At 57.4% G+C, this 12,854-nt stretch carries 14 protein-coding genes; 9 read left to right on the top strand and 5 right to left on the bottom strand.

What is annotated here, in order from left to right; all coding sequences use genetic code 11:
- Nucleotides 1-84 precede the first annotated feature (84 nt).
- Nucleotides 85-1,623 carry a trimethylamine methyltransferase family protein gene (locus KZZ06_RS03230; RefSeq protein WP_219578566.1) on the top strand — a complete coding sequence of 513 codons (1,539 nt, stop codon included), beginning with the start codon at nucleotides 85-87 and terminating at the stop codon, nucleotides 1,621-1,623.
- Here the strand turns inward: KZZ06_RS03230 and KZZ06_RS03225 are convergent.
- Complete coding sequence (locus tag KZZ06_RS03225) at nucleotides 1,616-1,912, bottom strand: DUF6477 family protein (RefSeq protein ID WP_219578565.1); 297 nt, start codon at nucleotides 1,910-1,912, stop codon at nucleotides 1,616-1,618. The two genes, KZZ06_RS03230 and KZZ06_RS03225, sit on opposite strands and share 8 nt — an antisense overlap.
- 249 nt (nucleotides 1,913-2,161) lie before the next feature.
- Between KZZ06_RS03225 and KZZ06_RS03220 the strand changes: the two genes are divergently transcribed.
- A complete protein-coding gene (locus tag KZZ06_RS03220; RefSeq protein WP_219578564.1) occupies nucleotides 2,162-3,271 on the top strand; it encodes a DUF6456 domain-containing protein in 1,110 nt (369 codons plus the stop codon).
- Nucleotides 3,272-3,329: 58 nt separating this feature from the next.
- On the opposite strand, the gene KZZ06_RS03215 is transcribed toward KZZ06_RS03220, so the two are convergent.
- The gene (locus KZZ06_RS03215; protein ID WP_219578563.1) at nucleotides 3,330-4,970 is read right to left on the bottom strand and encodes an NAD(P)-binding domain-containing protein; all 1,641 of its coding nucleotides are present in this window, start codon (nucleotides 4,968-4,970) and stop codon (nucleotides 3,330-3,332) included.
- Nucleotides 4,971-5,201: 231 nt separating this feature from the next.
- Between KZZ06_RS03215 and lipA the strand changes: the two genes are divergently transcribed.
- Nucleotides 5,202-6,155 carry a lipoyl synthase gene (gene lipA, locus KZZ06_RS03210; RefSeq protein ID WP_219578562.1) on the top strand — a complete coding sequence of 318 codons (954 nt, stop codon included), beginning with the start codon at nucleotides 5,202-5,204 and terminating at the stop codon, nucleotides 6,153-6,155.
- Nucleotides 6,156-6,165: 10 nt separating this feature from the next.
- On the opposite strand, the gene KZZ06_RS03205 is transcribed toward lipA, so the two are convergent.
- Nucleotides 6,166-6,342: a hypothetical protein gene (locus KZZ06_RS03205; protein ID WP_219578661.1), complete on the bottom strand. Its 177-nt coding sequence runs from the start codon at nucleotides 6,340-6,342 to the stop codon at nucleotides 6,166-6,168.
- Nucleotides 6,339-6,875: a hypoxanthine phosphoribosyltransferase gene (gene hpt, locus KZZ06_RS03200; protein ID WP_219578561.1), complete on the bottom strand. Its 537-nt coding sequence runs from the start codon at nucleotides 6,873-6,875 to the stop codon at nucleotides 6,339-6,341. Before hpt ends, KZZ06_RS03205 begins: the two co-directional genes overlap by 4 nt.
- A gap of 67 nt (nucleotides 6,876-6,942) precedes the next feature.
- Here hpt and KZZ06_RS03195 point away from each other — a divergent pair, with 67 nt between their 5' ends.
- Nucleotides 6,943-7,398 (top strand): type II toxin-antitoxin system RatA family toxin, encoded by a 456-nt coding sequence (locus KZZ06_RS03195; protein ID WP_219578560.1) that lies wholly within the window; start codon nucleotides 6,943-6,945, stop codon nucleotides 7,396-7,398.
- Between the two features lie 7 nt (nucleotides 7,399-7,405).
- On the opposite strand, the gene KZZ06_RS03190 is transcribed toward KZZ06_RS03195, so the two are convergent.
- Complete coding sequence (locus KZZ06_RS03190; RefSeq protein ID WP_219578559.1) at nucleotides 7,406-8,188, bottom strand: shikimate dehydrogenase; 783 nt, start codon at nucleotides 8,186-8,188, stop codon at nucleotides 7,406-7,408.
- Nucleotides 8,189-8,268: 80 nt separating this feature from the next.
- On the opposite strand from KZZ06_RS03190, the gene KZZ06_RS03185 reads away from it, so the two are divergent.
- The 5 genes from KZZ06_RS03185 to KZZ06_RS03165 all read left to right on the top strand — a co-directional run bounded on the left by KZZ06_RS03185 (nucleotide 8,269) and on the right by KZZ06_RS03165 (nucleotide 12,820).
- A complete protein-coding gene (locus KZZ06_RS03185) occupies nucleotides 8,269-8,934 on the top strand; it encodes a GntR family transcriptional regulator (RefSeq protein WP_219578558.1) in 666 nt (221 codons plus the stop codon).
- Nucleotides 8,935-8,966: 32 nt separating this feature from the next.
- On the top strand, nucleotides 8,967-9,986 hold the full coding sequence (locus tag KZZ06_RS03180; protein ID WP_219578557.1) for an ABC transporter substrate-binding protein: 1,020 nt from the start codon (nucleotides 8,967-8,969) through the stop codon (nucleotides 9,984-9,986).
- A 62-nt stretch (nucleotides 9,987-10,048) separates the two neighbouring features.
- Nucleotides 10,049-10,816: an ABC transporter ATP-binding protein gene (locus KZZ06_RS03175; protein WP_219578556.1), complete on the top strand. Its 768-nt coding sequence runs from the start codon at nucleotides 10,049-10,051 to the stop codon at nucleotides 10,814-10,816.
- Nucleotides 10,809-11,618, top strand: a complete 810-nt coding sequence (locus KZZ06_RS03170) for an ABC transporter permease (RefSeq protein ID WP_219578555.1) — start codon at nucleotides 10,809-10,811, stop codon at nucleotides 11,616-11,618. Before KZZ06_RS03175 ends, KZZ06_RS03170 begins: the two co-directional genes overlap by 8 nt.
- On the top strand, nucleotides 11,615-12,820 hold the full coding sequence (locus KZZ06_RS03165; protein ID WP_219578554.1) for an FAD-dependent oxidoreductase: 1,206 nt from the start codon (nucleotides 11,615-11,617) through the stop codon (nucleotides 12,818-12,820). Before KZZ06_RS03170 ends, KZZ06_RS03165 begins: the two co-directional genes overlap by 4 nt.
- Nucleotides 12,821-12,854 lie beyond the last annotated feature (34 nt).

The raw sequence follows: 12,854 nt of genomic DNA, 5'->3' as shown, positions 1-12,854 counted from the left end.
TTGACGTCTAAAGCCGTTATCCGCGTGAAACCGCCCCGAAGAATGGGGTAGCTAGGCGGCAGATTTGGCGAAAAGGAAAATAACATGGCGGAATCAGCAAGACGTGGGCGTGGCGGCGGTGGAGCCGCACGGCGGGCGGAGCGGTCGGCCGTATCCTTTGAGACTGCAAAGTATATCGAGCGCAATATCCCGAACTTCGAGATATTGACCGAAGAATCGTTAGAGATCATCGAGCGCAACGCGGATATCGTTCTGGAAGAAATCGGCGTCAATTTCCCGGACAACCCCGAAGCGTTGGAGTTGTGGCGTGCCGCCGGGGCCACAGTGACCGGCGACCGTGTACGTATTCCACGCGGGCTGGCGCGCGAATTGTGTAAGACGGCCCCGTCTGAATTCACCCAGCATGCCCGCAATCCCGACCGTAATGTTGTAATCGGGGGCCGCAATCTGGTGTTGGCACCTGTATATGGACCGCCCTTTGTGCGTGATGCCGCCGGGGGGCGCCGCTATGCCACGATGGATGATTTCAACAAATTCGTGAAACTGGGCTATATGTCCAAGTGGTTGCACCATTCCGGCGGCACCGTTTGCGAGCCGACCGACGTGCCGGTGAACAAGCGCCATCTGGACATGCTGCATGCCCACATGACCCTGAGCGACAAACCGTTTATGGGGTCCGTGACCGAGCCAAGCCGCGCGCAGGATTCGGTAGATATGTGTAACATCCTGTTTGGTGCCGATTTTGTGCAGCAAAACACGGTGATGACATCGTTGATCAACATTAACTCACCCATGACATTTGACGATGTCATGATGGGTGCGCTGAAAGTATTCGCTGAGAATAACCAAGCCTCGATCATTTCGCCCTTTATTGTGGGTGGCGCGATGGCACCGGTCTCTGTGGCCGGTACGCTGACGCAGGTCCTGGCTGAAGTGATGGCGGGCATCGCTTATTCCCAGTTGGTCCGTAAAGGTGCGCCGGTTATTTTCGGGGCCTTTGTAACGTCGATCGATATGAACTCGGGCGCGCCCACATTTGGGACGCCCGAGGCTGCGCATATCACCTATGGCGCAGGGCAGTTGGCGCGGCGGATGAAGCTGCCGTTCCGGTCGTCGGGATCATTCTGCGGGTCGAAACTGCCCGACGCGCAGGCCGCCTACGAGACAGCGAACAGCCTGAACATGGGCCTGCTGTCCGGCGTGAACTTTATGCTGCACGCATGTGGTTGGCTGGAAGGTGGGTTGGTCAGTTCATTCGAGAAATTCGTCATGGATGCGGACCAGTTGGGCACGTTGCATCATCTGGCGCGTGGCATTGAGATGGACGAGAACGCCCAAGCGATGGACGCCATTCGCGAAGTCGGGCCCGGCGGGCACTATCTGGGCTGTGCGCATACGCAAGCCAACTTTAAGCAGGCATTCTGGAAATCCGATCTGTTGGATTACAAACCGTTCGAAACCTGGTCGGATGAGGGGGCGCGGGACACCCAAACCCTTGCGACGGCGCGGGTTGAAAAGCTGTTGGGCGACTATGTCCAGCCCCCCATGGACCCCGCGATCCGCGAGGCATTGGACGCATTTGTGGCAGAGCGTAAAGCGGCGGAACCAGACAGCTTTATGTGATCTGATCGGGGCTGTTGCGCAAGACGCGCGCCTCGCCGATCATAGCGATAACCACTTCGACATGGCGGACCAAGCAATAGCTTGCGTCCGCCATTTTTCTTTGGTCGTTCAGTTCTGCCTCGATTTCAATCAGATGCATTAACGCGGGCCCACTGCGCGGCAGGGCGCTGCACCCAAGCAAGCGACGCAAATGGCTGGTCCGGCGATAGCTTTCTGCGCCGATGCGGGCCGCACGCATGAGCAGGGATGGACGGTGTAATGTGTTGAGACGGGAGATAATATCTTGCACGTTTTCAGATCCTTAAAGGTTTGAACCTCTCCACGGCTGTCGCAGAGAGAGCCCAACCATCCCACGAATTTTTCATCCGTTGCGTCGCTTTTGATCCCTCCGAACGGGCCGGTTACGGCTGTTTACGAATTAGAAACAATGATGACTGGAGCGGTCGAATTTTAACAAACGTGTAACCAGTCCATCCGTAGGTTGTGTGGATAAAGCTGGGGATAAGTCGGCCACCCAGGAGAAAAAGGGACATTCGCTATGACAGGTCTATCAAACACTCAAGCTCCACCACTTTTCGCGGGATCAAAGATTCCGGGATGGGTGCCAAGAGAGGCGCGGCACTATCTGTCGCATGTTGAATTGGGGCGTCCGATCCGTGCCTTGGCACGTTCTGCCGATTGCCACGCATCGACGATTTTGCGCCAGATCAGAAAACTGGAAACGCGGCGGGATGATCCGTTGATTGATAACGCTTTGGAAACTCTGGGCCGCGCCAGCCGCAACGAAGCGCCCACAGACATCGAAAGGCCTAAGATGACACAGTCCAATGACTCCGATGTGCCGGATGACGAAACGCTGACCTGCGAAGCCCGGCGTATTTTGCGCCGCCTGTGCGAAACCGGCGCGGTTCTGGCCGTCGCTGCCGAGATGGAGAAAGCCGTTGTTGTGCGTGACGGGGCAGGTGGGACCAGCACCCGCACCGCCGTGGTGGACAGGCCCATTGCCCAGGCGATGGCCCTGAAAGGGTGGATTGCCACCAATGGCAGCGGGCGCATTACCCGTTATTTCATTACTGCCGCGGGGCGCACCGCCTTGGAGCAAATGTTGCAGCAGGAAAAACCACGCAGCATCCAAGGGTTTGCGGATGCCCAAGCGGAATTTACCCATCAACAAGACGAGGATGAGACCCCGCGCATGTCGCGCCGCGCCCGTTATACCATGGCCGAAAGCCCCTTGGCGGCCCTTGCGCGGCGCCGCGACAAGGATGGCACGAATTTCCTGTCAGACCGTTTGGTGCAAGCGGGCGAACGGTTGAGAGAAGACTTTGAACTGGCCCAAATGGGCGAGAAGACAACACAGAACTGGGACCGTTTCCTGACGCCCGGCGGTGATGCGCCCACCTCCAGCTTTAGTGGCAGTGCCCCGTCGGCGGCACGTGCGCGGGTCGGGTCGGCGCTTGCGGATTTGGGACCGGGGCTGTCGGATGTGGTCTTGCGCTGTTGCTGCTATCTGGAGGGGTTGGAGACGACCGAAAAGCGGCTGGGGTGGTCAGCGCGGTCGGGGAAAATCGTGTTGCGGATCGCATTGATGCGGCTGCGCAAACACTATGATGAAACGCTGGGGCCGGGCAGCGCCATGATCGGCTAGCCTAAGACCGAAACGGCGGGGTGGGGACGGCGCGGCAGTTATTTGCCGCGCCGTTTCTTTATTCTGCGGCGGCCCGTTGCCCGGCCGTCGCGATACCCACACGGGCCAAGAATGCGTCGAGCTGTCGGCGCGCGACATCGGCCGGATCAACCGTGCCCCCGGCATCGGCGAATGTCATCTGCAAAACGGTCCCCTGATCGCCATCGCGCGCGTCACGCGGGCGCCAGTCGGCATCCAGATGATCGGCGATATGCATCTGGTCCATGACCTTTCCATCGCTCACCAGCCGGATCACGGGGTGAATAAACGCATCAGGTTCTTTGCCAAAAATGTTGTTCTGACGTTTGACATGCAATGCATCCGCACCGAAATCCCCATATTCCAGCGTGACTTGCAGGAAACGGCCCGTGGTGAAGGGTGCGTCTTGCGTCCAGGACACGGGCACATCGTGATAGGTTTTGCCCGCCTGTGGTCCATCCAGCAAAATCAGATCAGCCATAAAGCCGGGCTGAAGGAATATCCCCGATGCCGTGCTGATCCGGTGGATGATTGCGTCGCCCAGATCTGATGCAGACAACGGGGTGCTGACCGTCGGGTATTCCGTTTGCTGCACCCGTGCCACGATCAGATCCGCCAGGCTTTTTACATTGTGGCGAAAGCCGTGGATGAACCCGGACATGGTTTTCTTATAATCGCACGACTGCATGATCGTTCCGGCAAAGAACAACCCTTTGACGTTCTCGCTTTCCCATTCGCCGGTCATGACGGGGAATTTATCGAAATGGCGCAGGGCGGGCTGGATGTCTGGCGCAAAGATCGAATTGTCGAACTGGAACCCCGTGCAGGCGATGACATGATCGTAGGTCAGCACGATTTCATGCCCCTCTGCCGCTGTCATTTCAGCACGCACGGTATAAACGTCGCCGTCTTTCGATATCTCGATCGCCTTGGCGTCGATGACCGCATTTTGGGATTTCAACTGATAGGTATCAAGGAAATTATTGTTTACTGCACGCAGGTTACCCACAAAATGGGTTTGCCACGCGAACTTGATCGGGTTCGGGCTCATCACGTGGATGCTGGCGGCGTATTCGACCAATGAATCCGCAGTCTCGAAGGCCGAATTCCCCTTGCCAAGGATCAACACACGCTTGTTTTCATAAAGCGCCGGGTCGGGGTCGAATTCGGTATAGTTCGCGGCCAGCTCGAACCCTTTGATGCCGGGATCCCACGCTTGGCTGACCCCGGTTGCCACGATCACATTGGCCGCGCGGTGGGTCGCCCCGTCGGCACAGGTGATCAAAAAACCAGCTTCGAATTTTTCGATTTTTTGAACATCTGAATTGCAGATAATGTGATCGGCCAGCGGCTTGGCAAATGTTTCGGCATAACTGATAAAATCATCTGCACTGGGGAAATATTTACGGCTCCAGTCTTTGAACAGAATCCCCTCGTCGTTCAGCAGTGAATTCCAGTCGTGGCGCAGACGGGTTTCCGGGTTGCTCAACCCTGTGTGAACCTTGTTGATCGAAATAAACTGACGGTGCCGCGGGAAGTTTCGCAAAAACGCGCTGATCTTGTCCGACCGTTCAAGAATGGTAAATGACAGCCCCTTTTTCGCAAAATAATAGCCGGCCTGAAGCCCGGCGGGGCCGGACCCAATAATACAGACATCCTGAATTTCCGTCGGTGCAGACATTAAACTTCCCTTTTTACTGTAACAATTAAGCTGAAAACAACCATAGGGGCGATAGCCTGTTTGGCGAAGAAAAAACGTGCCGGCGCGGGTACGTTTCTGACTTGCCAATTGCGATGCCTAACGGTTTGGAAGCACGGCACAACCAAGAAAACCCGCCATGCGCCCGGTGCCCCTTTCCTGTGGGGCGCGAACCGACTACATTGCAAACGAACCGCCATACGGAGCCTGATCATGCGCGACCTTAAGATTCCCGAACAGCGCCACCCCGAGAAAGCCAAACGCCCAGACAATCCGCAGCCGAAAAAGCCAAGCTGGATTCGCGTCAAGGCACCCGGCGGTCAGGGCTATGCAGATACGGCCAAGATTATGCGCGAAAACAAACTGGTAACAGTTTGCGAGGAAGCGGGCTGCCCCAATGTGGGGGAATGCTGGTCACAGGGTCACGCGACGATGATGATCATGGGCGAGGTCTGCACCCGCGCCTGTACATTCTGCAACATTGCCACTGGCAAACCGCCAGAAGCATTGGATGCGTTCGAACCGGGTCGCGTCGCCGCCGCGGTGGCCAAACTGGGGCTGAACCACGTTGTTATCACATCTGTAGACCGCGACGATATTGACGATGGCGGGGCCGAACATTTCGCCCAAACCATCCGCGCCATTCGCAAGCGGTCGCCCGACACCACGATCGAGATTCTGACCCCCGATTTCATCCGCTGCGATCCGTCTGTGCTTGAGACCGTCGTCGAAGCGCGGCCAGACGTCTTTAACCACAATCTGGAAACCGTGCCCGGCCTATACCCCGAAGTCCGCCCCGGCGCGCGCTATTTCCATTCCCTGCGTCTGTTGCAGCGGGTCAAAGAACTCGACCCGTCGATGTTTACCAAATCGGGTATCATGGTCGGCTTGGGCGAAGACCGCCAATCGGTCATTCAGGTCATGGAAGACATGCGCGCCGCCGACATCGATTTCCTGACCATCGGTCAATATCTGCAACCCACGCCGAAACATCACCGTGTGGATCGCTTTGTGCATCCGGACGAATTCGCATCCTACGAAAAGGCAGCGTTTGGCAAAGGGTTCTTGATGGTATCGGCCACACCGTTAACCCGATCCAGCTATCACGCGGGCGATGATTTTGCCCGGCTGCGCGCGGCCCGTCTGGCCAAATTATCAGCGCGGTAGGTTCGAACCGCTAGAACCCGCGCCCGATACGTTTGGCCGTTAACCATTCCGGCCAATAGCCGGCGTATTCCAGACCAAAGATGATCGCGGCAACCAGAACGATTGCAAAGATGAACTTGACCCGCCGTGGCGACGGCGGGTTTTGGGCCCAGCGTTTCATGCGCATGAACCAGACCGTGGTCATCATGTGAAGCGGACCTTGCCGATATAGGGCAGGTTGCGGTCGCTTTGCGCAAAATCGATCCCGTAGCCCACAACAAATTCATCCGGTATTTCAAAGCCGATCCAATCGGCCTTCATGTCGACCTCACGGCGGCTGGGTTTATCCAGCAGCGCAATGGTTTTCAGACGTGCTGGTTCGCGCGACATCAGCAAGTTGCGCACGTGATGCAAGGTGTGGCCAGTATCCACGATATCTTCGACCACCAGCACATCGCGCCCTTCAATTGCACCGCGCAAGTCCTTGAGAATGCGCACTTCTCTGGTGCTTTCCATGCCGTCACCATAGCTCGACGCCTCTAGAAAATCGACCTCGATCGGCAGGTCCAGCTCCCGTACCAGATCGGCGATGAACACGAATGATCCGCGCAGCAACCCCACAACGGTCAGCTTCTCGGTACCCTGAAACTCAGCCTGAATTTCGCGGCACAAGGTTTCGATCCGTGCGGCAATCGACTTGGCCGAGATCATTTCATCGATAACATAAGGATGCGTTGGCATGGGTTTAACCTTGAAAAAGGGGCATTTAAGATTTCATAAGGGCTAACTTCTAGACAGATGGAAATCAATGCCTACCCATTCAGAGACCCGCGAACTGCCCTATACTGCGCAACAGATGTACGATCTGGTGGCCGATGTGGCGTCATATCCCGAATTTTTGCCGTGGACCGCCGCCGCGCGCATCAAAAGCCGCGACGACAAAGGCGATCACGAGGTGATGGACGCCGATCTGGTGATCAGTTTTAAAGTGTTCCGCGAACGGTTCACCAGCCGCGTGGTGCTGTGGCCGCACAGCAAAAAGATCGACACCGAATATCTGGACGGGCCGTTCAAGTTCATGAAATCCAACTGGCATTTCGAGGACGCGGGGCAGGGTGCCTGCAAAGTACATTTCTTTGTCGATTTCGAATTCAAGAACCTTGTGCTGCAAAAAATCATCGGCGTTGTGTTCAACGAGGCAATGCAGCGCGTCGTCCGCGCCTTTGAAAAGCGCGCAGCGGACTTGTATGGGCCAACGGCCTAACAAACCGTTACCCCGTCACGAACTCCAGCTGGACGTCTATCTGGCATTGGCCCATCTGATCACCGGACACCGTCGGTTTGTTGTGGGCATTTGCGGTCGCGCACAGTGCAGTGGGGGTGTCGCGCGTCACGGCGTCACAAACCAGCACGGCGCTTCGGATCATTTCTGCGCCGAACGGCATGGCATCACCCGACGATTTGCCAAGTGTGGTCGCGTTGATCAGGATTGCCGAGGGTTTCGAGGATGTTGACACGGTCACATCGGGCCAGAATTGCGCCAAAAGGTCCCTGACGGACTGGGCGCGAAATTCATCGGTTTCGCCAAGGACCAGTTCGGAGATGCCACGCTCGCATAGCGCATCGACGATCGCGATACCCGCGCCGCCGCCCGCCCCCAGAACATGTGCGACCCCATGCTTGATCGGGGTGCCGGTCAAATCGATGGCCGCGCACATTGCCAAACCGTCTGTCGCATCGCCGATCAGCTGTCCGTTTTCGCAGCGCACCGTGTTCACAGCCCCCAACCGCGCAGCACGCGGGGTACAGGCATCCATCGCCGCAAAAGCCGCCTGTTTATGCGGATAGGTGACAGAGCACCCGATCAAATTGGCGCTGCCGCGCAGCAGTTCCCAAAACCCGTTCACCTGTTTGGCCGGGATTTCCATGGGCACCATCACAATGTCCAAACCCCTTTCCAGAAACGCGATGTTGAACGCAGGCGGTGAAAAAACGGTCGAGACGGGGCTACCGATGATCGGGAAAATCCGGGTCTTTCCTGTGATGCGCATCATGGGCCTTTCCAAAAACTGTCTTGACTCATTGTGGTAAATATTCCCAATAATATCCAACATTTTTTAGAATGGTGGGCAAAGTGCTTTTTGGTGGTCGTAAATCGGAAGACGATACAGTTGTGGAAATGCTCGCCTCGGCGATCCGGCGCGACATCTCTTTTGGCGTTTTGCACCCCGATCAGAAACTAAAGCTCGCGGATTTGCGCCAGTCTTATGGCGGGTCGAACCATTCAATGCGCGAGACGTTGCGGATTCTATCCTCCGAAGGGGTGGTCGAGGCCATCAGCCAACGCGGGTTCCGCGTGACCTCCGCGACCGAGGACGATCTGCGTGACATTTTGCTGGTCCGGCTCGAGATTGAAAAGCTTGGCCTGAAACGCTCGCTTGAGCTTGGCGATGTGGCTTGGGAAGGCCGTGTGATTGCCGCACTGCATGCCGTTAGCCGCGCCGACACGGTCGTGCAGGATAACCCCGATGACGTCACCGCGTTAGAGTGGGACGAGGCGTGCCGCGATCTGAGCATGGCGCTGATTTCGGCCAGCGGATCGCCCAGACTAACGGACATGGCCGCGCAGTTTTATGGCCAGTCCCGTCGCTTTCGCTTGGCGCTTTTGCGCGAGGGGCGCATCGACTTTGCCGCCCGTGCATCACGTCGGGCATTGCTACAAACCGCTGTCATCGCGCGCGAGGAGCAACGCGCGTTGCAGATACTTGAAGAAGAAATAGGAGCCGACTTGGGCGCCTAAAAAAACAAAACAGATCATTTAGGGAGGAAACAATGGTCACTTTTAACAGACGTCAGACAATGGGTCTGATCGGCGCCGCGGCGGCATCAGGCCTCGCAGCACCAGCGCTTTCACAAAACAAAAAGGTCGTGGTCGGCGCGTTGCGCTTCACATCACATTCAGCGAGCTTCATCGCCGCCGAACGCGCCTATTTCGCCGATGCCGGCCTTGACGTCGAGCTGCGCTTTTTCCAAGCGGCGCAACCGATGGCGGTCGCGATTGCATCGGGTGATGTCGATTACGCTGTGACGGCAATCTCGGGTGGTTTGATCTCGTTGGCGGACAAGGGCGCGATCAAGGTTATCGGCGGCGCACTTAGCGAAGAGCCGGGTATCGACGGTCAAAAGATCCTCGCCTCGGACGCCGCTTTCAAAGCCGGGCTGACATCGCCAGCGGGCCTTGGCGGCAAGAAATTCGGCATCTCAACAGCCGGGTCTTCGTTCCACTATATGGGGTCGAAAGTCGCGCAAGCCGAAGGTGTCGATGTGTCCTTTACGCCGCTTCAAAAAGTGGGTGCCATCATTGGCGCGCTGAAATCGGGCCAGATTGATGCGTGGTCCATCGTGCCCCATATCGCAAAGCCGCTGGCGGGGTCCGGCGCGGTGCATATCATCGGCAATATCTCTGATTATCTGCCGAACTATCAGGTCACGACCGTGTTCACATCAGCGAAAAACGCCAATGACGAACGCCAGCAGACGTCGGATTTCCTCAAGGCGTTCAGCAAGGGCGCGTCTGATTATAATTCGACCATGATCGACAAATCCGGTGGCGAGGACGGCGTGAACGAGATGGTCGATCTGATCCATAAATACGTCTACACGGACCGCGAGCGGGCCAAAGCAGCGCCCTCGATCATCAACGGCACCATGCGCATCAACGAAGGCGCACGTCTGAACATCGCTTCGGTTCAGGATCAGCTAAGCTGGTTCCAGTCTGAGGGGTTGATCGACGGTGACATCACGCTCGATACGTTTGTCGACACCAGCTACGTCGAGACGTTCGAAGCCTAAGACAAACCCCATGACTGGCCGCCAATCGCGCGGCCAGTCACTCCATTTCTAAGGGCAATTTTATGGACATTCGCTTGGATGCGATCAGCCACTCTTATGGCGGCACAGAGGTATTACGCGACATCTCGCTGGATATTCCGACCGGCAAGATCGTCTGTTTTGTCGGGCCTTCTGGCTGTGGCAAATCGACCCTGCTGCGCCTGATCGGCGGGCTGGAACGCGCGACAAAAGGTCGTGTCCTACAACTTGGCACACCGCCTATGGGATGCCTGAACCCGCTTACCTATGTGTTTCAAGATTTCGCTCTGCTGCCGTGGCGCACCGTGCACGGGAACATTTCCCTCGTGCTTGAGGACCATGGTATCAAAGGGGCCGCTGCCGACGCGATCATCTCTGACGTTCTGGCACGCACCAAGCTAAGCGATTTCAGCAATGCTTTGCCGCGTCAATTGTCCGGCGGCATGAAACAACGCGTGGCCATTGCCCGCGCGCTGGCCGTTAAACCTGCGGTGATGTTGATGGACGAACCGCTGTCCGCCCTTGATAGCCAGACGCGCGAGTTGCTGATGGATGATCTTGTGGCCTTGTGGACCCGCCAGCCCTTTACCGCCGCATATGTGACCCACAATCTGGCCGAGGCCGTACGTCTGGGCCACCGCATCGCCGTGCTTTCGCGTCGCCCCGGTGAAATCCACGAAGTGGTTGAGATTGATATGCCGCTTGAAGAACGCAGCCACGGTAATCCTGAGCTGGAGAAGATCCAGAAACACCTTTGGGATATGATGCGTGACGAAGCCCGCGCGGCTGATGAGGAATTGCTAAATGTCTGATGCAACAATCAAAACCCAACCTATCGAGGTCCGGTTTCGCGGCGGCGGCTTTGCACCAAAGGCGCGGCGTTGGGTCGGGTTGGCCGTGTTTGTCGTACTGGTTTCCATCATGGAAATAGGCACGCGCAGCGGCTGGATTTCCGCCCTCACGCTGCCAAAACCATCCGACGTTCTGGCAACTTTCAAAGAACTGTGGGAAAGCGGGCTGTTGTTCAAACATCTCTTGCCCTCGCTCAGCCGCTTGGCCGTTGGGGCTGCAATCGGGGCCACCGTGGGTGTCTGTGCCGGCGTTATGATCGGCCTCTTTTCCTATGTCCGCGCGGGCCTTGTCCCGCTGGTCGCCGCAATTTTCCCAATCCCTAAAATCGCGCTGTTACCGTTATTTGTGATCTGGTTCGGCATCGACGAGGCCAGCAAATATGCGCTCATCGCCTTTGGTACGTTCACCCCCACCGTGGTGGCCACCTATGGCGCGGTCGACAACGTGGACCGTTCCTTGATCCGTATGGGGCAAAGTTTCGGCCTGTCGTGGTTTTCCATCGTCCGCAAAATTGTGCTGCCCGGTGCCATGCCTGGTATCCTGTCTGGTCTGCGCATCTCGCTTGCCATTGCGATCATCTTGTTGGTTGCCGCTGAAATGCTGGGGGCCGAATACGGCATCGGCGCTTACATCCTCGAAGCCGGGTCGCTTTATGATTTGGAGCGTCTGTTTGCAGGCGTTGTCATTCTGTCGCTGCTCGGTGTCATCCTAAGCACGGTCATCGGCTTTATCGAGCGTCGCCTGCTGGGGTGGCGGGAATGAGCCGCAGACCCGAATGCGATTACGACGTTGTCGTCGCAGGTGGTGGCGCGGGCGGTGTCGGCGCTGCATTAGGGGCGGCCCTTGAAGGGGCCAAAGTTCTCCTTGTTGAGAAATACGGTTTTCTGGGCGGTGCCGCGACCACGTCAAATGTGCTCGCGTATTGCGGTTTCTTTCAACAAGGCGAAACCCCGATCAAAGCGGTAGGTGGCATTGCTGACCTTGTTCTGGACGAGCTGCGCAGCTTGGGGCTGGACTGCGATCCGTTCTGTTCTCCTACCACGTTGAACTGGATCATCCTGCTGGAACCCGAAGCCGTTAAGTTGGCGCTGGACCGCGTATTGATCAAGGCTGGTGTTCATGTGCTGCTGCACACCCGCGTGGCGGCCGTTGCCCGCACGGCGGATCGCATTCAGTCGGTTACCCTCGCGGGTATGGAAGGCCGCAGACGGGTCGCGGCAGAGGCCTTTGTGGATGCCACGGGCGACGCAAATCTGGCCATGCTGGCGGGGCTCGAATGCCGGATCGGCAATGACCGCGGCCACCTGCAAGCGATATCCGCACCCATTCGAATTGGCGGGCGGGACCGCACGGTACCCATCGACCGCGATGCGGTGATTGCAGGGTTCGAGATTTACAACCGGACGGGCAAATACCCTTCGGCCCGCACAGATGGTGGGATATTCACCGAAGTGCCCCGCACCGGCGAGATGTGGTGGATGATGTTCGATCACGCGATGACCGATCTGTCGTCGGAAAGCTTTACCACCGCCGAACAGGCAGCGCGCGGGGCTGCGCATGATTACGTCGATGTCCTACGGGCGCATGTGCCAGGGTTCCGCGATGCCTATCTGGCGTCAACCGGCCCACAAATCGGCATCCGAGAAAGCCGCCACCCCCCGGCACGCTATGATCTGACATCAGAGGATCTGCGCACCGGTCGCCAGCGCAGCGACAGCGTCGCAAAAGCCGCTTGGCCGATCGAGGATCATTCAGAACCCGGAAAGCCGGTCTATCACTCGGTTGGTGGGGACGGTTTTGCCGATATCCCGCTGGATTGTCTGCGGGCCAAGGGGCTGGACAACCTTTTCTATGCTGGCCGTCTGATTGGGGCCGACGATATGGCCTATGGGTCAATCCGCGTCATGGGCACGGCCTTTGCCACAGGAGAAGCCGCAGGTCGCGCCGCCAGCAAAGTGACCTGATTGGTAAATAAAGGGCCTGCGGGCATCGAAATGA

It is taken from the genome of Sulfitobacter sp. CW3 (assembly GCF_019392245.1).
Taxonomy (GTDB): domain Bacteria; phylum Pseudomonadota; class Alphaproteobacteria; order Rhodobacterales; family Rhodobacteraceae; genus Sulfitobacter.
Note: the sequence above shows the minus strand (reverse complement) of the source record. Positions and strands in the feature narration are given on the sequence as shown.

Excerpts from the sequence above, each read along its gene's own strand:
- hpt (WP_219578561.1), bottom strand. The coding sequence starts at position 6,875 with ATGCCAACGCATCCTTATGTTATCGATGAAATGATCTCGGCCAAGTCG.
- KZZ06_RS03220 (WP_219578564.1), top strand. The coding sequence starts at position 2,162 with ATGACAGGTCTATCAAACACTCAAGCTCCACCACTTTTCGCGGGATCA.
- KZZ06_RS03195 (WP_219578560.1), top strand. The coding sequence starts at position 6,943 with ATGCCTACCCATTCAGAGACCCGCGAACTGCCCTATACTGCGCAACAG.
- KZZ06_RS03205 (WP_219578661.1), bottom strand. The coding sequence starts at position 6,342 with ATGATGACCACGGTCTGGTTCATGCGCATGAAACGCTGGGCCCAAAAC.
- KZZ06_RS03170 (WP_219578555.1), top strand. The coding sequence starts at position 10,809 with ATGTCTGATGCAACAATCAAAACCCAACCTATCGAGGTCCGGTTTCGC.
- lipA (WP_219578562.1), top strand. The coding sequence starts at position 5,202 with ATGCGCGACCTTAAGATTCCCGAACAGCGCCACCCCGAGAAAGCCAAA.
- KZZ06_RS03190 (WP_219578559.1), bottom strand. The coding sequence starts at position 8,188 with ATGATGCGCATCACAGGAAAGACCCGGATTTTCCCGATCATCGGTAGC.
- KZZ06_RS03165 (WP_219578554.1), top strand. The coding sequence starts at position 11,615 with ATGAGCCGCAGACCCGAATGCGATTACGACGTTGTCGTCGCAGGTGGT.
- KZZ06_RS03215 (WP_219578563.1), bottom strand. The coding sequence starts at position 4,970 with ATGTCTGCACCGACGGAAATTCAGGATGTCTGTATTATTGGGTCCGGC.
- KZZ06_RS03180 (WP_219578557.1), top strand. The coding sequence starts at position 8,967 with ATGGTCACTTTTAACAGACGTCAGACAATGGGTCTGATCGGCGCCGCG.
- KZZ06_RS03230 (WP_219578566.1), top strand. The coding sequence starts at position 85 with ATGGCGGAATCAGCAAGACGTGGGCGTGGCGGCGGTGGAGCCGCACGG.
- KZZ06_RS03175 (WP_219578556.1), top strand. The coding sequence starts at position 10,049 with ATGGACATTCGCTTGGATGCGATCAGCCACTCTTATGGCGGCACAGAG.